At 76.5% G+C, this 22,054-nt stretch carries 3 protein-coding genes; all 3 read left to right on the forward strand.

Annotated features, from left to right (window positions below; all coding sequences use genetic code 11):
* Positions 1–47: 47 nt before the first annotated feature.
* The 3 genes from ACZ3YL_RS14730 (at position 48) to ACZ3YL_RS14740 (ending at position 22,048) form a co-directional block, all read left to right on the forward strand.
* Complete coding sequence (locus tag ACZ3YL_RS14730; protein WP_465657505.1) at positions 48–617, forward strand: TetR/AcrR family transcriptional regulator; 570 nt, start codon at positions 48–50, stop codon at positions 615–617.
* Positions 618–1,595: 978 nt separating this feature from the next.
* Positions 1,596–2,945, forward strand: coding sequence for a serine hydrolase domain-containing protein (locus tag ACZ3YL_RS14735; RefSeq protein WP_465657506.1), 1,350 nt, complete (start codon positions 1,596–1,598; stop codon positions 2,943–2,945).
* Between the two features lie 194 nt (positions 2,946–3,139).
* Positions 3,140–22,048 carry a non-ribosomal peptide synthetase gene (locus ACZ3YL_RS14740; RefSeq protein ID WP_465657508.1) on the forward strand — a complete coding sequence of 6,303 codons (18,909 nt, stop codon included), beginning with the start codon at positions 3,140–3,142 and terminating at the stop codon, positions 22,046–22,048.
* Positions 22,049–22,054 lie beyond the last annotated feature (6 nt).

A 22,054-nucleotide genomic window follows, 5' to 3' on the forward strand; every position in this document is an offset into this window, starting at 1 on the left:
TTCCGCCAAGTTAGCGGAACATTGTTCCGCGAGTAAAGGGAGGGCCCGTGCCGGAATCGGTCGGAGTACGCCGAGCACAAGCGCAGCGCACCCGCAGCAGCGTGCTGGCGGCCGCGGCGGCGGTCTTCGTTGACCAGGGCGTCCAGGCCCCCGTGCGCGACATCGCCGAACGCGCCGGCGTCGGCGTCGGAACGATCTACCGGAACTTCCCGACCCGGCCGGACCTCGTCGCCGCCGTCTACCGGCACCAGGTCGACACCTGCGCCGCACTCGCGCCCGAAGTCCTGGCGGAATCGGCCACCCCGTTCACCGCCCTGACCCGCTGGACGGAGGCGTTCGTGGAGTTCCTGGTGACCAAGCACGGCCTCGGTGCCGCGCTGGGGTCCGGTGACCCAGGACTGGAGAGCCTCCACGCCCTCATGCTCGACACCCTGATCCCGGCCTGCGCGACGGTGCTCGACGCCTGTGTCGCCGCCGACGAGATCACCCCCGACATCAGCGCCTACACGCTCCTGCGCGCCATCGGAAACCTCTGCATCACCGGCCCCGACTACGACCAGGCCGACGCCAGGCGCATGGTCGCCACGCTCCTCGCCGGATGCCGCCGCAGGGCGTAGGCGGGCGAGCGCCGCTGGGTGCCCGAGTGCACGGAGAAGGACGGGTGGGCTCCGCCCGCGCCTGCCCGGTGTGCGTGGTGGCGGGTGAGCGCCGGTCGCACGACCGGCGCTCACCCGCGCGTTGAGCGCGCCCCCGAGGCGCCCGGGCGCACCCTGGAACACGCCCGCACCATTGGCAGTCCCTTTTCACTCCCCGCCCCATCCGTCGCATTTCCGCACAGCCGCCCCCGGCGCCATTCCAGTCACTCTGCCGCGCCCGTGAAAATCTGGTGCGGGGCCGTCGGGATCCGACTGCGACGGTTTCGGCCAACCAATTCGCGGGCGTCATCAGGTGCTACGCCCGTGGTCGGAAGCCGCATCAGGGATTTCGCCGGTCCGATTCCCGTGAGAATTGCTTTCCGTTCAATCGGAAGGGGTTGCGAGCGGGTGATCCGCCGTGAAGACTGTTCCGCGTTCGTCTTTCGAACGTACGGACCGTCCAGGATTGCGCGGTCACCCAGGGCTGTTGCGGCGGGCATCGCGCGGCGGTCGCGGGGGAGGCGCGCAGGGGGGATTGCGATGCCGGGTGGGGCGACCCTGCGGGGTGTGGGCCGACGGGTCCGCAGGCCGGAGTGTTCGGGGTGGCAGCTTGGTCCGGCCGGCCGGGGGCGGGCATTCGGCCGCCCGGGTTTTCCGGAGTAGCCGGGAAATCAGGTCGTATTCGAGCGGTCCGGCCGCGGTGCGCCGTTGCGGCGTGGAACGGCTTCGCGTGCGCCGTTGTCGCCCCGGGGCGCGCCGGGAGCCGACTCCATTCCCGTTCGTGTCGGGTCGGCCGTGGCCGGGACGGCGTCCGGTCATTCCCGCCGTCCGTGCCGCTCTTTGCGCCGGAGAGCGCTGCCGGCCGGAAATCTGGTAAGGCGTTCCTCAGTAATCCGGAATTCATCCGCGGGTGCGCCGTCGCGCCCGCACCCGAGAACCAGTCAACGGGAGCCACCGCCCATGCCGTACCCCGCCACCGCGCCGGTCCGCGAGCGCGCGCCGCAGCAGCTGCGGCGCGCGCTCCAGCGCCGGCTCGACACGCTCGCGCGCCGCCACCGGGTGCCCGGTGCCCAGCTGGTGCTGGACACCGGGTCGGAGGTCGTCGCCCTGCACACCGGCGTGGCCGACGCCGCCACCGGCGCCCCCTTCACCGAGGACACCGCCGTACCGGTCGGTTCGCTCACCAAGCCCTACACCGCGGCCCTGGTGGTACTCCTCGCCGACGACGGGGACCTCGACCTGGACGACCGGGTCGCCGCCCACCTCCCCGAGTTCCGCCACCTCCGCGACGTGACGGTCCGTCAACTCCTGAGCCACACCGGCGGACTTCCCACCGGCCCGGACTCCGACGCGGCCGCCCGGACCACCGCGGCGCGCTACCTGGCCTCGGTCTGCACCGCCGAGGACGCGCTGTTCCCGCCCGGGACGGGCTTCTCCTACTCCAACGCCGGCTATGTCGCCGCCGGGCGCCTGGTCGAGACGGTGACCGGGATGCCCTGGCAGGAGGCGGTGGCGGCGATGCTGCTGGAGCCGCTCGACACCGTGCCCGCCTTCCTGGGGGCCGGTACGCCAACCCGCCCGATCGCCGCCGGGCACGCGCTCAACACCGCCACCGGGCGGGTCCGCCCGGTGGCGCAGAACCTGGCGCCGCTGGAGGCGCCGGCCGGGGCGCTGCTGGTGAGCGCCACCGACCTGGCCGCGCTCGGCGCGGCGGTGACCGGCCGGGCCAAGGCGCTGCCCCCGGAGGTCGCCGACGAGCTGCGCCGCCCGCAGCCCGGCGCCCGGCCGGGCGCGCTGGCGGACGGCTGGGGGCCGGGCCTGGCGCTCTACCGGCAGGACGGACGGCTGTGGTGCGGCCACGACGGCAACGCCATGGGCACCTCCTGCCACCTGCGGGCCGAACCGGACAGCGGGGTGGTGGTCGCCTTCACGGGCAACGCGGGCGCCGCCACCGCGCTCTGGCGCGAACTCGCGGACGAGCTGGCCGACGTGACCGGCATGGCGGTGCCGGCCGCGATCGCCCCGCCGGCCTCGGGCGCCCAGGTGGCCCTGCCGGAGTGCGCGGGCGACTACCGCAACGGCGGGATCCGCTACCGGGTGGAGGTGGCGCGCGACGGAGGGCTCACCCTCTCCGTGGACGGCGACCTGCCGCTCCCGCTGCGCTGCCACGCCGACCTCCGCTACGACCTGATCGCGCCCGACACCGGCCGCCCCGAGCCCGGCGGGTGGTTCCACCGGGACCCGGCCACCGGGGTGATCGACCTGGTGCAGGTGTCCGGGCGCACCGCGCGCCGCACCGGGCCCGCCTGACCGCTCCACGCCCGCTCCACCCCCCGCACCGCCGTCCCACCCGCGCCGCCGTCACAGCCATCGCCTCCGTACCCCCGGCGCATCCCGCACGGCCGCCCCGCCGCCCCCGCCGCCCCCCCCGCGGCGCCGAGGGCCCGTCCCCGCCCGCCCCGGTGCCCGCGTCGCTCCCTCCCCGTCCGGAAGGACCTCCCGTCATGGCCGACTGGCCCGCCCAGCCCGCGCGTCCGTCCGCTCCGCCGCAGGCCCACGGCACCGCCGGGGCGCCGGACACCGCCGCCGACCCGTCCCCGGCCGGCCGGACGCTCCACGGGCTGTTCGCCGCCCGGGTGGCCGACACGCCGGACGCGCCCGCGCTGACCGACGGCCGGCGCACCTGGAGCTACCGCGAGCTGGCCGACCGGGTGGACCGGCTGGCGCAGGCGCTGAGACGCCGGGGCGCCGGTACGGACCGGACGGTGGCCCTCGTCCTGCCGCGCTCGATGGAACTGGTCGCGGCCGAACTGGCCGTCGCCCGGGCCGGCGCCGCCTTCCTGCCCGTCGACCCCGGCTACCCGCCCGAGCGGCGGGCGCTGATGCTCGCCGACGCCGCGCCCGCGGTGGTGCTGGACGACCCGGCCTGGGTCGGCGCGGCCCTGGAGACGGCCGGCACCGACCCCGGTGAACCCGACGAGGAGCCCGGCGCCGACCCCGGCGAACCCGCCGAGCAGTACGGCACCGACCACGCCGCGTACGTCATCTACACCTCGGGCTCCACCGGGACGCCCAAGGGCGTGGTGGTCACCCACCGGGGGATCGCCGGGTTCACCGCGGCGGCCGTCGAGCGGTACGCCGTACGGCCCGGGGACCGGGTGCTGCAGTTCTCCTCGCCCAGCTTCGACGCCTCCGTGCTGGAGCTGTTCGTCTCCGTGCTGGCCGGTGCCACCCTGGTGGTCCCGCCGGACGGCCCCTGGCTGGGCGCCGAACTCGCCGCCGTGCTGGACGAGCAGCGGATCACCCACGCCCTCATCCCGCCCGCCGCCCTGGCCACCGTGCCCGAAGGGGCGGGCCGCCGGCTGCGCACCCTGATCGTCGGCGCCGAGGCCTGCCCCGCCGAACTGGTCGACCGCTGGGCGCCCGGCCGACGCATGATCAACTCCTATGGCCCGACCGAGGCCACCATCGTCGCCACCTGGACCGGCCCGCTGACCGCCGGCAGCGGCACCCCGACCATCGGCGGCGCGCTGCCGCACACCCGGGCGTACGTCCTCGACGCCCGGATGCGCCCCCAGCCGGCCGGCACCGACGGCGAGTTGTACATCGGCGGCGCGGGTGTGGCGCGCGGCTACCTGGGCCGTCCGGGCCTGACCGCCGCCCGCTTCCTGCCCGACCCCTTCGGGCCGCCCGGCGCCCGGCTCTACCGCACCGGCGACCGGGCCCGCTGGACGGCCGACGGGCAGCTGGAGTTCCTCGGCCGGCTCGACCGGCAGGTGAAGGTCCGCGGCTTCCGGATCGAACCCGGCGAGATCGAAGCCGCCCTGCGGGCGCAGCCGGCCGTCGACCAGGCCGTCGTGGTGGTCCGGGAGGACGAACCGGGCCGGGCCCGGCTGGTCGGCTACGTCACCCCGGCCGACCAGGAGCACGCCCCCGACCCGGCGGCCCTGCGCACCGCCCTGGCCGCCGCCCTGCCGGCCCACCTGGTGCCCGCCGCCGTCGTCGTCCTGCCCGCGCTGCCGCTCACCCCCCAGCACAAGATCGACCAGCGCGCGCTGCCCGCCCCCGCCCGCCCCGCCACCGCCGAGCCGCTCGCCCCGCGCACCGGGCGCGAACGCGCCCTGGCCGCCATCTGGGCCGAGGCCCTCGGCGTCGACACGGTCGGGGTGAGCGACGACTTCTTCGAGCTGGGCGGCGACTCGATCCTCGCCGCCCGCGCCCTGGCCAGGATCACCGAGCGCCTCGGCGCCCGGCTCACCCTCCGCGACGTCTTCACCGCACGGACCGTCGCCGCCCTGGCCCCACTGCTGGACGACCGGCCGGCCGACCCGGCGCCGGAGCCCATCCCGCCCGCCCCGCGCGGCGAACCGGCCCCGGCCTCCAGCGCCCAGCGCCGGCTGTGGTTCCTCCACGACCTCGACGCCGGCGGCACCGAGTACAACACCGGCGTCTCCCTGCGGCTGCACGGGACGCCCGACGTCGAGGCGCTGCGCCGGGCACTGCACCGGCTCGCCGCCCGCCACGACTCGCTGCGCACCACCTTCGCCACCGTCGACGGCCGGCTCGTCCAGCACGTCGCCGCGGCCGCCGCCCTGCCGCTGCGCACCGCGGACCTCGCCGCGCTGCCCGCCGAGGAGCGCGAGGCCGCGGCCGAACGGCTGCTGACCGAGGAGCTGAGCCGCCCGTACGACCTGACGGACGGTCCGCTCACCCGGGCGCTGCTCGTCCGGCTGGCCGCCGAGGACCACCTGCTGCTGCTCGGGCAGCACCACATCGTCACCGACGGCCGGTCGGTCGGCGTGCTCACCCGCGAACTGGCCGCGCTCTACCGGGCGGAGAGCGCCGGCGAACCGGACGGACTGCCCGCCCCCGCCCTCCAGTACCCCGACTTCGCGCACTGGGAGCAGCACCGCCCGGACGCCACGGCGGCCACCGACCTCGCCTACTGGAAGCGCTGGCTGGCCGACCTCCAGCCGCTGCAACTGCCCACCGACCGGCCCCGGCCCGCGCTGCGCACCACCGCCGGCGGGGCGCACCGCCACCACCTCCCGGCCGAACTGGTGGCCCGGCTGCGGCACCTGGCGGCCGGCCGGGGCGCCACCGTGTTCACCCTGTTCGCCGGGGCCTGCGCGCTGCTGTTCTCGCGTTACTCCGGCCAGCGGGACGTGGCCTTCGGCACCGTCACCACCGGGCGCGAGCGGCGGGAACTGGAGGACGTCACCGGCTTCTTCGTCAACACCGTGGTGCTGCGCGCCGACGTGGACGGCAAGGCCACCGTCGACCGGTACGTGGAGAGCGTGCGCACCACCCTGCTGGACGCCTTCGCCCACGCCGCAGCCCCCTTCGACCGGGTGGTCGAGGAACTCGCCCCGCCCCGCGACCCGAGCCGGACCCCGCTGGTGCAGGTGCTGGTCGTCCAGCAGAGCCCCACCGCCCCGACGCCCGCCGGCGGCCTGCGCTTCGCCGACCACCCGCTGCCCCGCCCGGCCGCCCGGTTCGACCTGGTGCTGGAGTTCACCCCCGACGACGCGGGCGGCTGCACGCTCACCGTGGAGCACAACACCGACCTGTACGACCGGCGGACGGTGGCCCGGATGGCGCGCCACCTGCACCGGCTGCTGGCCGGGATGGCGGACGGCCCGCAGCGCACCCTCGCCGAACTGCCCATGCTCTCCGAGGAGGAGCAGCGCACCCTGCTCGACTCCTGGAACCCGCCGGTGCGCGGCCGCCGGGACGCCCCCGGCGCCGTGCTGCCCGAGCTCTTCGAGGCGCGGGCCGCCGAGGCCCCCGGGCGGACCGCCGTGGTCCACGGCCCGGTGCGACTGGACTACGCGGCGGTCAACCGGCGCGCCAACCGGCTCGCCCGGCTGCTGGTCGCCCGGGGCGCGGGCCCGGAACGGCTGGTCGCACTCTGCCTGCCGCGCTCGGCCGAACTGCCGTCGGCGCTCTGGGCGGTGCTGAAGGCGGGCGCGGCGTACCTGCCGGTGGACCCGGCCTACCCGGCCGAGCGGATCCGGCTGATGCTGGCGGACGCCGAGCCGGCCATCGTGCTCGCCACCCGGGAGACCGCCCCCGCGCTGCCCGAGGGCTGCCCGGTCCTGCTGCTGGAGGACTGCGCGGAGCCCGCTGCCGAGGCGGAGCCCGGTGTCGGGACGGAGCCTGGTGTCGGGGCGGACACCGGGGTCGAGGCGGACACCGACCTGACCGACGAGGACCGGCTCGGCCCGCTGCTGCCGGACCACCCCGCCTACGTCATCTACACCTCCGGCTCCACCGGCCGCCCCAAGGGCCTGGTGGTCACCCACCGCAGCGTCGCCGTCCTCGCGGGCTGGGCGGCGGAGCGGTTCGGGCCCGAGGGGCTGACCCACGTGGTCGCCGCCACCTCGCTCAGCTTCGACGTGTCCGTCTTCGAACTGCTCTGCCCGCTGCTGGTGGGCGGCTCCGTCGAGGTGGTCGCCGACCTCACCGCCCTCGCCGAGACCGGCGAGCCGGGGCCGCGCCCGGTCGGCTTGCTCAGCGGTGTGCCCTCGGTGGTCTCCCGGCTGATCGCCGGGGGAGCCGTGCCCGTCGACCCGGACACCGTGGTGCTGGCCGGCGAGGCTCTCTCCGCCCGGGCCGTGCGCGATCTGCGGCAGGCCCTGCCCGGCAGCGCCGTCGCCAACCTGTACGGCCCCACCGAGGCCACCGTCTACGCCACCGGCTGGTTCGCCGGCGACCGGCTGCCGGAGCAGGCGCCGCCGATCGGCCGGCCGCTCGGGCTGACCAGGGCGTACGTCCTGGACGCCGGGCTGCGCCCGCAACCAGCCGGCGTGGTCGGCGAGTTGTACCTCGGCGGCAGCGGACTGGCACGCGGCTACCTGGGGCGCAGCGGGCTGACCTCGGCCCGGTTCGTCGCCGACCCGTACGGCGAGCCCGGCGGCCGGATGTACCGCACCGGGGACTTGGCGCGGTGGAACGCCGACGGCGACCTGGAGTACCTCGGCCGGATCGACCAGCAGGTGAAGGTCCGCGGCTTCCGGATCGAACTGGGCGAGGTGGAGGAGGCCCTGCGGCGCTGCCCCGGCGTGGCCGAGGCGGCCGCCGCCGTCGCCGAGGACGACGGCCACCGGCGCCTGGTCGGCTACGTGGTGCCCGCCCCGGGCGCCCGGCTGGAGCCCGAGGCCGTGCGCCGCGCGCTCTCCCTGACGCTGCCCGACCACCTCGTCCCCGCGACCGTGCTGCCGCTGGACGCGCTGCCGCTCAACCCCAACGGCAAGCTCGACCGGGGCCGGCTGCCCGACCCGGGGCCGGCCGCCCGGACCGTCCGCCACGTCGCCCCCCGCACCCCCTCCGAGCAGGCCCTCGCCGCCATCTGGACGGAGGTGCTGCGACTGGACCGGGTCGGCGCGGACGACAACTTCTTCGACCTCGGCGGCGACTCCATCCTCGGCATCCAGGTGGTGGCCCGGGCCCGGCAGGAAGGGCTGCCGCTGACCTCCCGGGACCTCTACCGGCACCAGACGGTGGCCGCGCTGGCCCGCTGCGCCGACGCCGCCGAACGGCCCGCCGCCACCCCCGAGGTGGCCGCCACCGGGGCGGGGGTGCCCACCCCGATCCAGCGCTGGTGGCTGGAACGGGCCGCCGGGCGCGCCGGGCACTTCAACCAGGCGCTCTCCCTCCTGCTGCCCGGCGACGTGGACCGGGCGGCGCTGGAGGAGGCGCTGAACGACCTGGTCGGGCACCATGACGCGCTGCGCTCGACGTTCTCCGATGCCGGGCCCGATGCCGGGCCCGATGCCGATGCCGAGACCGGTGCCGAGACCGAGACCGAGGCCGAGACCGAGCCCGGGGACCGGCCGGGCGGCGCGCGCTGGCGGGTCGAGGACCGGGCCCCCCGGCTCCGGCTGGCCCGGCACACCGGACCGGACGACGACACCCCCCACTTCGGCCCGTTCGACCTGCGCCAGGGGCCGCTGCTGCGCGCCGTGCTGCACGACCGCGGCGCCGGCCGGCCGCCGGTGCTGCACCTGGCCGTCCACCACCTGGTGGTCGACGGGGTCTCCTGGCGGGTGCTGCTGGAGGACCTCGACACCGCCTACCGGGCCCGCCGGGACGGCCGGGACGGCGCCGAGGCCCTGCCCGTGAAGTCCACCCCGCTGCGGCAGTGGGCCCAGCGGCTGGCCGAGTTCGCGGCCGCCGGCGGCTTCGAGGACGAGACGGAGTACTGGGCGCGGGCCCTCCCGCCGCGAACCGCGGCCAGCCCCGACGCCGACCCCGACCCCTTCCCGGCCGACGACCCGGCGGCGCCCGACGACTACGCCTCGGCCCGCTCGGTGACCGTACGGCTCGACCCCGCCGACACCGCCGCCCTGCTGCGCACCCTCCCCGACACCTACCGCACCCAGGCCAACGACGTGCTGCTCGGCGCCCTCGGCCGGGCCCTGTGCGGGGCGAGCGGGCTGGACCGGGTGGTGGTGGACGTCGAGGGGCACGGGCGCGAGGAGCTGTTCACCGACCTCGAACTCGGCCGCACCGTCGGCTGGTTCACCACCCGGCACCCGGTCGCGCTGGCCGTGCCGGACCGGGCCGGCTGGGACGCCGTGCTCAAACTGGTCAAGGAACAGCTGCGCGCCGTCCCCCGGCGCGGCCTGGGCTTCGACGCCCTGCGCCACCTGGGCCGCCCCGGCACCGCGCCGACCGCCCCGACCGCCCGGATCAGCTTCAACTACCTGGGCCGGATGGACGTTTCCGAGGGTGCCGGCGGCCTGCTGCGCGGCACCTTCCGCCCGCTGGAACTGGACGCCGACCCGAGCGCCGAACGCCCGCACCCCCTGGAGGTGGTCGGCCGACTCGTCGACGACGCCCTGGAGTTCACCTTCTGCTATGCCGAACCCCGGCACCACCCGGCCACCGTCGAGGCGCTGGCCCGCCGCTTCGCCGAGGAACTCGCCGACCTCGCCCGCTTCGCCACCCGCCCCGGCGCCGCCGGACGGACCCCGTCCGACTTCCCGCTGGCCCGGCTCGACCAGGCGGCCGTGGACCGGATCACCGGGGACGACCCGGGCGCGGTCGAGGACGTCCTCCCGCTGACGCCGACCCAGGCCGGCATGCTCTTCCACGGCCTCGCCGAGGAGGACAGCGGCGCCTACTTCCAGCAGCTGGACTTCGTCCTGGACGGCGTGCCCGACCCGGAGCGACTGGCCGCGGCCTGGCAGTGGGTCAGCGACCGCACCGAGGTGCTGCGCGCCCAGGTCCGCTGGCAGGACGTGCCCGAGCCGCTGCTGGTGGTCCGCCGCCGGGCGGAGCTGCCGGTCACCATGCTGGACTGGCGCGCGCTGCCCGAGCCGGAGCGCGCGGCCCGGCTGGCCGCACTGCTGGACCGCGACCGGGCCCGCGGCCTCGACCTCACCCGGGCGCCGCTCCAGCGGCTGGTGCTGATCCGGCTCTGCGACCAGCGGGTGCGGGTGCTGTGGTCCTTCCACCACCTGGTGCTGGACGGCTGGAGCCTGTTCCAGGTGCTCTCGGACGTCTTCGCCGTGCACGCCGCGCCGGCCCGGCCCGGAGCGCAGGGGGACGTCCCGTACGGCACCGTCCCGCAGCGCCGCCCGTACCGCGACTACGTCGCCTGGCTGGGCGAGCGGGACACCGCCGAGGCGGAGCGGTACTGGCGCACCCGGCTGGCCGGGCTGAGCGAGCCGACGCCGCTGCCCTACGACCGTGAGCCGCGCCAGAGCCACCGCGCCGAGTCCACCCGGGCGCTGCCCTTCACCCTGCCCGCCGCCGCGACCCGGGCCCTGGAGGGGCTCGCCCGCACCGCCGGCGTCACCCTGAACACGCTGGTCCAGGGCGCCTGGGCGATCCTGCTCGGCCGCCAGGCGAACCGCGGTGACGTGCTGTTCGGCACCACCTCCGCCGGGCGCCCGCCCGAGCTGCCCGGGGTGGAGACGATGACCGGGCTGTTCATCACCACCCTGCCCACCCGGGCCGCGGTGCCCGCCGAGGGCACCCTGCTGGACTGGCTGCGCGAGCTGCAACGGGAGCAGAGCGAGGACCGCCGGCACGGCTTCCTCCCGCTCACCCGGCTGCGGGCCGGCACCGAACTGCCCGAGCAGGGCGCCCTGTTCGACAGCATCGTGGTCTTCGAGAACTACCCGGTGGACGACGACGCGGCCGCCGCCCACGGCCTGCGGCTGCGCGAGCTGGACGGCATCGAGACCACCAACTACCCGCTCGCCCTGCTGGCCTACCCGGGCCCGGAGCTGGCCCTGCGGCTGTGCTACGACCCCCGGCTGTTCGACGCCGCCACGATCCGCCGGACGGCCCGCCAGCTCACCGCCCTGCTGACGGCCCTGCCCGAGGGGGCCGCTCGCCCGCCCGCGCGGATCCCGCTGCTGAGCGCCGAGGAGCGCCGGCGGGTGCTGGTCGACTGGAACGACACCGCGGTCCGGCGGCCGGAGCGGGACATCGCGGAGCTGTTCGCCGAGCAGGTGCGGCGGGTGCCCGAGGCCGTCGCGGTGGAGGCGGGGGAGGAGCGCCTGAGCTACCGCGAACTCGACGCCCGGGCCGCCGCGTTGGCCGGCCGGCTGGCCGCGCTCGGGGTCGGTCCGGAGTGCCCGGTCGGGGTGCTGATGAATCGTTCCACCGACCTGGTCGTCGCCCAGCTGGCCCTGGTCCGCACCGGCGGAGTGTACGTGCCGCTGGACGGCCGGGCCCCGCGCGAGCGGCTGCACCGGATGCTCACCGAGGCCGGCGCCGAGCTGCTGCTCACCGACGCCGACTGGGCCGGCACGGCCGCCGAACTGCGCTCGGAACAAAGGGTGTTGCTGGTCGACGGGGCTTGCGTCGAGCCGAACACGGCGCGCGCCGCCGGGGCGCGGCCGGTCCACCCCGACAACCTCCAGTACCTGATGTTCACCTCCGGATCCACCGGCACCCCCAAGGGCGTCGCGGTGCGCCGCCGGGACGTCGTCGCACTCGCCCTGGACGGCGCCTTCGCCGCCCACGACCGGGTGCTGGTGCACTCCCCGCACGCCTTCGACGCCGCCACCTACGAACTGTGGGTGCCACTGCTGCGCGGCGGCACCGCCGTACTCGCCCCGCCCGGGGACCTGGACGCCGCCGCCGTCCGCCGTGCCGTCACCGAGCAGGGCGTGCGCTGCCTGTTCCTGACCATCGGGCTGTTCCGGCTGCTCGCCCAGGAGGACCCGGGCTGCCTGCGCGGCGCCCGGGAGGTGTGGACCGGCGGCGAGGCGGTGCCGGGCGCGGTGGTGCGCAGGGTGCTGGAGGCCTGCCCCGAGCTCACCGTGGTCGACGTCTACGGCCCGACCGAGACCACCACCTTCGCCACCCGCCGGGCCTTCCGGCCGGGCGACCCGCTGCCCGCCGTGCTGCCGATCGGCCGCCCGCTGGACAACACCCGGGCGTACGTCCTGGACGGTGCGCTCCAGCCGCAACCCCCGGGGGTCACCGGCGAGTTGTACATCGCCGGCGCCGGACTCGCCCGGGGCTACCGGGGCCGGCCGGGGGAGACCGCCGCCCGCTACCCGGCCGACCCGTACGGGCCGCCCGGCAGCCGGATGTACCGCACCGGGGACACCGCCCGCTGGAGCGAGGACGGCGAGCTGCAGTTCGTCGGCCGCGCGGACGACCAGATCAAGATCCGCGGGTTCCGGATCGAACCCGCCGAGATCGAGGCCCGGCTGAGGGCCCACCCGGCCGTCGCCGAGGCCGTGGTCTCGTTGAACCAGGACGGCGGGCGCAAGCGGCTGGTCGCCCACCTGGTGCCCGCCGGGGGCACCGAGCTGCCCACCGCCGAGCTGCCCACCGCCGAGCCGCCCACCGCCGCCGCCCTGCGCGCCCACCTGGCGGCCGACCTGCCCGACTACATGCTGCCCGCCGCCTTCGTCCCGGTGCCCGAACTCCCGCTGACCGCCAACGGCAAGGTGGACCGCCGCCGGCTGCCCGCTCCCGACTGGTCCACGGCCGGCGGCGCCGACCACCGGGCCCCGCGCACCGAGGCCGAGCGCCTGCTCGCCGGGATCTGGGCGGAGCTGCTCGGGGTGGAGCGGGTCGGCATCGACGACGACTTCTTCCTGCTCGGCGGTGACTCCATCCTGAGCATCCAGGTGGTCTCCCGGGCCCGCGCCGCCGGGCTCGCACTCTCCCCGCGCGACCTCTTCCGGCACCCCACCGTCGCCGCGCTGGCCACGGCCGCCGGCACCGCCACCACCGTCGTCGGCACCGAACCGGTCAGCGGCGAGGTCGGCCTGACCCCCATCCAGCACTGGTTCCTCGACCCCGACCCGGCGCAGGCCCACCACTTCAACCAGTCCGTGGTGGTGGAGACGCCCGGCGAGGTCGACCAGGACGCGCTGCGCCGCGCCCTGACCGCCCTGTGGGCGCACCACGACGCCCTGCGCTGCCGGTTCACCCCCGGTGCGGACGGCGCCTGGCAGCAGCACTGCGAGCCCGCCGACGCCACCGCCCCCGAGCTGCTGGAGGTCCACTCGCACGGCCACGAGGCGGCGGTGACCGGCGCCGCCCAGGCCGGGTTCCGGCTGGACACCGGCCCGCTGTTCGCAGCCCGGCTGTTCGTCTCCGACGGCACCCGCCCCGCCCGGCTGCTGCTGGCCGTCCACCACCTGGCCGTCGACGGCGTCTCCTGGCGGATCCTGCTGGAGGACCTGGAGACCGCCTACCGGCAGGCCGTCGAGGGCCGCCCGCTGCGGCTGCCCGCCCGCACCACCTCCGTCCGGGAGTGGACCGGCCTGCTGCGGGCCCGCACCGAGACCGGCGGCTTCGCCGACCAGCGCGCCCACTGGGCCGCGGCCGCCCGGGCCTGCGCCACGCCGCTGCCGGTGGACGGCGAGGGCGGCAACACCACTGCCGAACTGCGGTCGGTGACCGTCCGGCTGGACCGCGAGCGCACCGACCGGCTGCTGCGCCAGGTGCCCGCGGTCTACCGCACCCGGATCGACGACGTCCTGCTCACCGCGCTCGGCCGGGTGCTCGCGGACTGGACCGGCCGGCGTACCGTCGCGATCGGCCTGGAGGGCCACGGCCGCGAGGACGGCCTGTTCGAGGGCGTCGACCTGTCCCGGACGGTCGGCTGGTTCACCTCGCTGTTCCCGCTCGCCCTGGATGTCCCGGATATCTCGGACATCTCGGATGTCTCGGATGTCTCGGAGGCCGCGGATGTCTCGGGTGTTTCGGGCGGGGACTGGGGCGTCGCGCTGAAGTCCGTCAAGGAACAGCTGCGCGCGGTGCCGGACCGCGGGCTCGGCTACGGTGCGCTGCGCTACCTGGCCGGGGACGAAGCGCTCGCCGGCACCCCCGGGATCAGCTTCAACTACCTGGGCCGCTTCGACTGGTCCGCCGACGGCGCCGCCCTGGTGCGCGCCGTCCCCGGCGGCCTGGGCGGCGCGGAGGCGCCCGGCACCGAGCGCCCCCACCTGCTGGACGTGGTCGCCCGGGTCGAGGGCGAGGAGCTGGAGATCGGCTGGTACTACAGCGCCGGCCGGCACCGCGAAGCCACCGTCGGCGCCCTCGCCGAGGCCATGCTGCGCGCGCTGGAGGGGATCCTCGCCCACTGCGCCCGCCCCGAGGCCGGCGGCCGCACCCCCGCCGACTTCCCGCTGGCCCGGCTGGACCAGGCCGCGGTGGACCGGATCGTCGGGGACGGCCGCTCCGTCGCCGACGTCTACCCGCTGACGCCGATGCAGGCGGGCATGCTGTTCCACAGCCTGCTGGAGCCGGAGAACCGCACCTACGTCAACCAGGTCCAGCTGGTGCTGACCGGCGTCAGCGACCCGGCGGCGCTGGCCGAGGCCTGGCGGCAGGCCGCCGAGGCCAACCCGGTGCTGCGCACCCGGCTCAGCTGGCAGGACACCGCCGAGCCCGTGCAGGTCGTGCAGCAGCGGGCCGCCCTGCCGGTCACCCGGCACGACTGGACGGACCGGCCCGCCGCACAGGTCGCCCGGGACACCGCCCGGCTGCTCGCCGCCGACCGGGAGGCCGGGATCGACCTGGCCGCCGGGCCGCTGATGCGGCTGTCCGTGGTCCGGCTGGCCCCCGACCGGGTGCGGCTGGTCTGGACCTTCCACCACGTCCTGCTGGACGGCTGGAGCGCCGCCCAGGTCTTCGACGAGGTGTGCGAGCGCTACGCGGCGCTGACCGCCGGGCGCCCGCCCCGGCTCGCCGAGCGCGCCCCCTTCGCCGACTACCTGCGCTGGCTGTCCGACCAGGACCAGGAGCGGGCCGAACGGTACTGGCGGGACACCCTCGCGGGCTTCCCCGCCCCCACCGAACTGCCCCGGGACCGGCGCCCCGCCGAGGCCCACCGGGCCACCTCCTCCGCCAAGGTGCGGATCAGCCTCGGCGCCGAACTCTCCGACCGGCTGCGCGACACCGCCCGGCAGGCCGGGCTGACCGTCAACACCGTGCTCCAGGGCGCCTGGGCGCTGCTGCTCTCCCGTTACGGCGGCGGGGACGACGTGGTGTTCGGCACCATCGTCTCCGGCCGGCCCGCCGAACTCCCGGGCGTCACCTCGATGGTGGGGCTGTTCATCAACGCCCTGCCGACCCGGGCGCGGATCGACCCCCGGCGCCCGCTGCTGGAGTGGCTGCGCGAGCTTCAGCACACCCAGTCGGAGGCCCGCCGGTACGACGGCGTCTCGCTGGCGCAGCTCCAGAGCTGGAGCGAACTGCCCGGCGGGACGGGCCTGTTCGACAGCATCGTGGTCTTCGAGAACTACCCCTTCGACGCCGGGGCGTTGACCAGGCACGGCCTGACGGTGGAGACCGAGCACGTCCTGGAGCCGACCAGCTACCCGCTCAGCGTGGTGGTCGCCCCCGGCGAGGCCATCGAGATCGACCTGGACCACGACCCGGCCGCCTTCGACACCGCCACCGTCGAAGGCCTCGGGGCGAGCCTGCGGACCCTGCTGGCGGAGCTGGCCGCCGACCTCGGCCGGCCGGCCGCCGAACTGCCGCTGCTGGCACCGGAACAGGGCCGCGCGCTGGTCGAACGCCTCGGCGGGCCCGTGGTCGAGCCGCCCGCGGGCACCCTGCCCGAGGCCTTCGCCCGGCAGGCCGCCCGCACCCCCGAGGCCCCGGCCGTCCGCTCCGGCGACACCCTGCTGACCTACCGGGAGCTGGACGAGCGCTCCGACCGGCTGGCCCGGCTGCTGACCGAGGCCGGCGCCGGCCCGGAGCGCTTCGTCGCGCTCGCCCTGCCGCGCACCGCCGAGCTGGTGGTGGCCCTGCTGGCGGTGCTCAAGAGCGGCGCCGGCTACCTGCCTGTCGACCCGGGGTACCCGGCCGAGCGGATCGCCTACCTCTTCGAGGACGTCCGGCCGGACGCCGTCATCACCGCCTCCGAGACCCAGGGGCGGCTGCCGGCGGGCCCGTTCACCCGGATCGTGCTCGACGACCCGGCCTGCGCCGCCCGGCTCGCCGCCGTCCGCGCCGACGCGCTGGACGGGCCGGACGGGGCGGACACGCTGGACACACCGGACACGCCTGACGGGCCGGCCGCGCCGGACGTGCAGGAACGATCCGCCGCTCTGCTGCCCGCCCACCCCGCGTACGTCATCCACACCTCCGGCTCCACCGGCCGCCCCAAGGGCGTGGTGGTCGCCCACGCCTCCGTCCTCGCCCTGACCGACTGGGCGGCCCGGGAGTTCGGCGGCCGCGGCCTCGCCCACGTGGTCGCCGCCACCTCGCTGAACTTCGACGTCTCGGTGTTCGAGATCTTCGCGCCGCTGCTCGCGGGCGGCTGCGTGGAACTCGTCCGCGACCTCCTGGCCCTCGCCGAACGGCCCGGCCCCTGGCGGGCCGGCCTGGTCAGCGCGGTGCCCTCCGCCCTCGGCGGGCTGCTGGCCGACAACACCGTCCGACTCGCGGCGGACACCGTGCTGCTGGCCGGCGAGGCGCTGCCCGCCCGCACCGTGCGCCAGGTCCGGGCGGCCGTCCCCGGCTGCCGGGTGCTCAACGTCTACGGCCCCACCGAGGCCACCGTCTACGCCACCGCCGCCCTCTGCGACCCCGCCGACCCCGACCGCGACCCGCCGATCGGCCGCCCGGCCGGCGGCGCCCGGGCCTACGTCCTGGACGGGCGGCTGCGCCCGGTGCCGGTCGGCGCGCCGGGGGAGCTGTACCTGGCCGGCACCGGCGTGGCCCGCGGCTACCTGCGCCGCCCCGGCCTCACCGCCGCCCGCTTCCTGCCCGACCCCTTCGGCCCGCCCGGCGCCCGGATGTACCGCACCGGCGACCTGGTCCGCTGGACGGCCGACGGCGAGCTGCGCTACCTCGGCCGCGCCGACGACCAGGTCAAGGTACGCGGCTTCCGGATCGAACTCGGCGAGCTGGAGGCCGCGTTGGCCCGCCACCCGCAGGTGGCCGCGGCCGCCGCCCGGGTGGTGGAGCAGGACGGCCACAAGCGGCTGGTCGGCTACGCCGTCGCCCGCGACGGCCGGCTGCCCGACCCGGCCGAGTGGCGGGCCTTCCTGGCCGGCACCCTCCCCGACCACCTGGTGCCCGCCCTGGTGGTGCCGCTGGAGCGGCTGCCGCTCGGCGCCACCGGCAAGCTCGACCGGCGCGCCCTGCCCGCACCCCAGTGGCACGCCCCCGCCACCGGCGGCGGCGCCCGGCCACCGCGCACCGCCACCGAACGCACCCTGGCCGCGATCTGGACGGACGTCCTCGGTGTGCCCGAAGTCGGCCTCGACGACAACTACTTCGCGCTCGGCGGCGACTCCATCCTGGGCATCCAGATCGTCTCGGCGGCCCGCCGGGCCGGCCTCACCCTGACCCCCCGCCACCTGTTCGCCCACCAGACCCTGGCCGAACTCGCCCGTGCCGCCGAGGAGGCGCCGCACGCCACCGGCGGCGCCGAACAAGGGCCGGTCACCGGAGACGCCCCGCTCACCCCCGTCCAGCACTGGCTGTTCGACACCCTCGACGGAGACCCGGCCCGGCTCACCCAGTCCCTCGCCTTCCGGCTCGCCCCCGACACCGACGAAGCCCTGCTGTGGGCCGCACTGGCCGCCGTCCTGGACCAGCACGACGCGCTGCGGCTGCGCTACCAGCCGCTCGGTGACGGCCGCTGGCGCCAGCACGGCGCCGCGCCCGGCCAGGCCCCCGCGCTGTCCACCCACCGGCCGGGCACCGGAGCCGAGGTGGAGCGGCTGCGGGAACAGCTGGCCGAGGGCTTCGACCTGGCCGCCGGACCGCTGCTGCGCGCCGCGCTCTGCCACCTCCCGGACGACCCCCACCCCGTGCTGCTGCTGGCCGCGCACCACCTGGTGGTGGACGCGGTGTCCTGGCGGCTGATCCTGGAGGACCTGGACACCGCCCACCGCACCCTGAAGGCCGGGCGGCAGCCCGACCTCGGCCCCAAGAGCACCTCCTTCCGCGCCTGGGCCGAGCAGCTCGCCGCACACACCGCGGCCGGCGGCTTCGACCGCGAACTCGCCCACTGGCACGGCCTGGAGGGCGCGGTCACGACCCCCCTGCCGACCGACCTCGACGGTGCCAACACGGCCGCCGAGGAGGAGTCGCTCACCGTGGCCCTGGACGCCGAGCAGACCAGGCAGCTGCTCCAGGACGTCCCGGAGGCCTACCGGACCCGGGTCAACGACGTGCTGCTCTGCGCCCTCGGCCGGGTCCTGGCCCGCTGGACCGGACGGGACACGGTGGCCGTCGCCCTGGAGGGCCACGGCCGTGAGGAGCTGTTCGACGGCGTCGACCTCTCCCGCACCGTCGGCTGGTTCACCGCGATGTACCCCGTCGCCCTGGACGTCCCCCGCACCGCCGACACCGGCACCGTGCTCAAGGCCGTCAAGGAGAACCTGCGCGCCGTCCCGCACGGCGGCCTCGGCCACGGCGCCCTGCGCCACCTGCGCGACACCCCCGAGCTGCCCGGCCTGCCGCAGATCGGCTTCAACTACCTGGGCCGGCAGGACTGGACCGCCACCTCCGGCGGCCTGCTGCACTCCCCGTACGGGCCGCTCACCGGCGGCCTGGACCGCACCGCCGAGCGCCCCCACCTGCTCGATGTGCTCGGCCAAGTGGCCGACGGACGGCTGGAGTTCACCTGGTCCTACTCCCGGGAACGGCACCACCGGGCCACCGTCGGCCGGCTCGCCGCCGAACTCCTCGACGAACTGCGGGAGATCGTCCGGCACTGCGCCGAACCGGGCTCCGGCGGCCGCACCCCCGCCGACTTCCCGCTGGCCCCGCTGGACCAGGCCGCCGTCGACCGGCTGGCCGGCACCGGGCGCGAGGTGACCGAGATCCAGCCGCTCACCCCCACCCAGACCGGCATGGTGCTGCACGGCCTGGACGAGGCCCGGCACGGCCTGTACGTCGAACAGCTCACCTTCGTCCTGGACGGCGCCCGCGACCCGGAGCTGGTGGCCGCCGCCTGGCAGCAGGTGGTCGACCGTACCCCCGTGCTGCGCACCGCCGTCGCCCTGCGCGACGTCCCGGTGCCGCTGCAACTGGTGCACCGGCAGGCGACCCTGCCGGTCACCCGGCACGACTGGAGCGACCTGCCCGAAGCACTGCGCGGAACCCGGCTGGAAGCGCTGCTCACCGAGGAGCGCTCCCGCCCGCTCGCCCTGGACCGGGCCCCGCTGCTGCGCCTCCACCTGATCCGGCTCGGGCCGGACACCGTCCGGGTGGTATGGACCTTCCACCATGTGCTGCTGGACGGCTGGAGCGTCTTCCATGTGCTCGCCGACGTCCTGGCCGCGCACGCCGCGCTGCTCGCCGGGGAGCGGCCGCACCTGCCCGAGCGCCGGCCCTTCGCGGACTACGTGAGCTGGCTCGCCACCCGCGACACCTCCCGTGCTGCCGCCACCGAGCACTGGCGCGCCGTGCTCGCCGACCTCACCGCGCCCACCCCGCTGCCCTACGACCGCCGGCCCGCCCCCGGCGACACCGCCCGCTCCGGGCAGTGGCTCTCGCACCGGCTCGGCGAGGCCGAGACCCGGCGGCTCCAGGACTTCGCCCGCCGCCACCGGCTCACTCTCAACACCCTGGTGCAGGGCGCCTGGGCCCTGCTGCTCGCCCGCCGCAGCGGCGAGAGCCGGGTCTGCTTCGGCACCACCGTCTCCGGACGCCCGGCCGAACTGACCGGCTCGGACGCCATCATCGGCCTGTTCATCACCACCCTGCCCGCCCGGGTCGGCGTCGACGGCGGCCGGCCCTGCGCCGAGTGGCTGCGCGGCCTCCAGGAGGAGCGCGCCGAGGACCGCCGGTTCGAGCACCTGCCGCTGGCCGAGATCCGGGCGCTCAGCCAACTCCCGCCCGGCACCGAGCTGTTCGACAGCCTGGTGGTGCTGGAGAACTACCCGGTCGGCGACGCCACAGCCGGCGCCCACGGCCTGCGGATCCGCGAACTGGACGCCCGGGAGGCCACCAACTACCCGCTCACCGTGGTCGTCTCGCCCGGCGAGCGGCTCGCCGTCGAACTCGGCCACGACCCCCGCTACCTCGACCACGCGACCGCCGAGCGGCTGGCCGCCCAACTCCTGCACACCCTCAACGCGTTGGCCGCCACCGACGGCACCGTCCGACTGGACGACCTGGACCTGCTGCCGCCCGGCGAACGGGAACGGCTGCTGCACGGACCGGCCCGCCCGGCCCTCGGCCCCGTCACCCCGGTGAGCCTGCCCGCCCTGGTCGAGGCCGCCGTCGACCGAAGTCCGGACGCCGTGGCCCTGAGCGCCGAGGGCCTGGAACTGACCTTCGCCGAACTGGAGGCCCACGCCAACCGCCTGGCACACCGGCTGATCGCCCGTGGCGCCGGCCCCGGTACCCTCGTCGCCCTGCTGCTGCCACGCTCGGCCGACATGCTGATCGCCGAGCTGGCGGTCGCCAAGAGCGGCGCCGCCTTCCTCCCCGTCGACCCCAACTACCCCGACGAGCGGGTGGAGTCGATGCTGCGCGACGCGGCCCCCGCGCTCACCCTGGACGCCAAGGAGACCGCCGCGCTGCTCGCCGCCGTACCGGCCGACGCCCCCGAGCACCGCCCCACCGACGCCGACCGGACCCGCCCGCTCGACCTGGACGACCCCGCCTACGTCATCTACACCTCCGGCTCCACCGGCACCCCCAAGGGCGTCGTCCTCACCCACCGGGGCCTGGCCGGCTTCGCCGCTGCCGAGGCCGCGCACTACCACGTCGCCCCCGGAGACCGGGTGCTGGCCTTCGCCACCCCCAGCTTCGACGCCTCCGTGCTGGAACTCTGCCTGGCCCTGCCGCACGGCGCCCGCCTGGTGGTGCCCGCCCCCGGGCCGCTGCTCGGCGCCCGGCTCGCCGAGGTGCTCCGGAGCGAGCGGATCACCCACACCCTGCTGCCGCCCGCCGCCCTCGCCACCCTGCCCGCCGACACCCCCGGCACCCTGCCCGCGCTGAAGACCCTGATCGTCGGCGCCGACGCCTGCGGCCCCGACCTGGTCGCCCGTTGGGCCCCGCACCACCGCATGGTCAACTCCTACGGCCCCACCGAGGCCACCGTGGTCGCCACCTGGTCCGCGCCGCTGGCCCCGGACGGCGCCGCCCCGCCGATCGGCCGCCCGCTGCCCGGCACCGGCGGCTACGTCCTGGACGCCCGGCGGCGCCCGGTGCCCGACGGCACCCCCGGCGAACTCTGGCTGAGCGGACCGGCGTTGGCCCGCGGCTACCTGGGCCGCCCCGGCCTCACCGCGGCCCGGTTCACCGCCGACCCGTACGGCCCGCCCGGCAGCCGGATGTACCGCACCGGCGACCTGGTGCGCCGTGACCACCGGGGCGAACTCCACTACCTGGGCCGCACCGACCACCAGCTGAAGCTGCGCGGCCACCGGATCGAGGCGGGCGAGGTCGAAGCCGTGCTGGTGCGCCACCCGGCCGTGCTGGACGCCGTGGTGAGCGTCCGCGAGGACGAGCCGGGACTGCCCCGGCTGGTCGCCCACCTGCTGGTCGCGCCCGACGGAGAACCGCCGACCGGCGCCGAACTGCGGGCGCTGGCCGCCCGCTCGCTGCCCGGCCCGATGGTCCCCACCGCGTTCGCCGTCCTGGAGCGCTTCCCGCTCACCCCCGGCGGCAAGACCGACCGCGGCGCGCTGCCCGCACCCCGCCCGGTCGAACCGCGGTCCGCCGAGCGGCTGGCACCCCGCACGCCCACCGAGGAGGCGGTCGCGGAGATCTGGGCCGACACCCTGGGCACCGCCGTCGGCGTGACCGACGACTTCTTCCTGCTCGGCGGCGACTCCATGCGGGCCCTGCTGATCGCCTCCCGCGCCAACGATGCCTTCGGCGTCACGCTCACCCCCCGCGACGTGCTGGTCTCCCGCACCGTGGCCGACCTGGCCGAACTGGTGGAGGACCTGGTGCTGAGCGAACTCGAAGACGCCGCGTCCGGCGGCCCCGACGATGACGAACGGTGAGGACCC

The sequence above is a fragment of the Kitasatospora sp. NPDC023176 genome, from assembly GCF_055560495.1.

Bases quoted from the DNA above. Each gene is read 5' to 3' on its own strand.
- ACZ3YL_RS14740 (WP_465657508.1), top strand. From the start codon at position 3,140: ATGGCCGACTGGCCCGCCCAGCCCGCGCGTCCGTCCGCTCCGCCGCAG.
- ACZ3YL_RS14735 (WP_465657506.1), top strand. From the start codon at position 1,596: ATGCCGTACCCCGCCACCGCGCCGGTCCGCGAGCGCGCGCCGCAGCAG.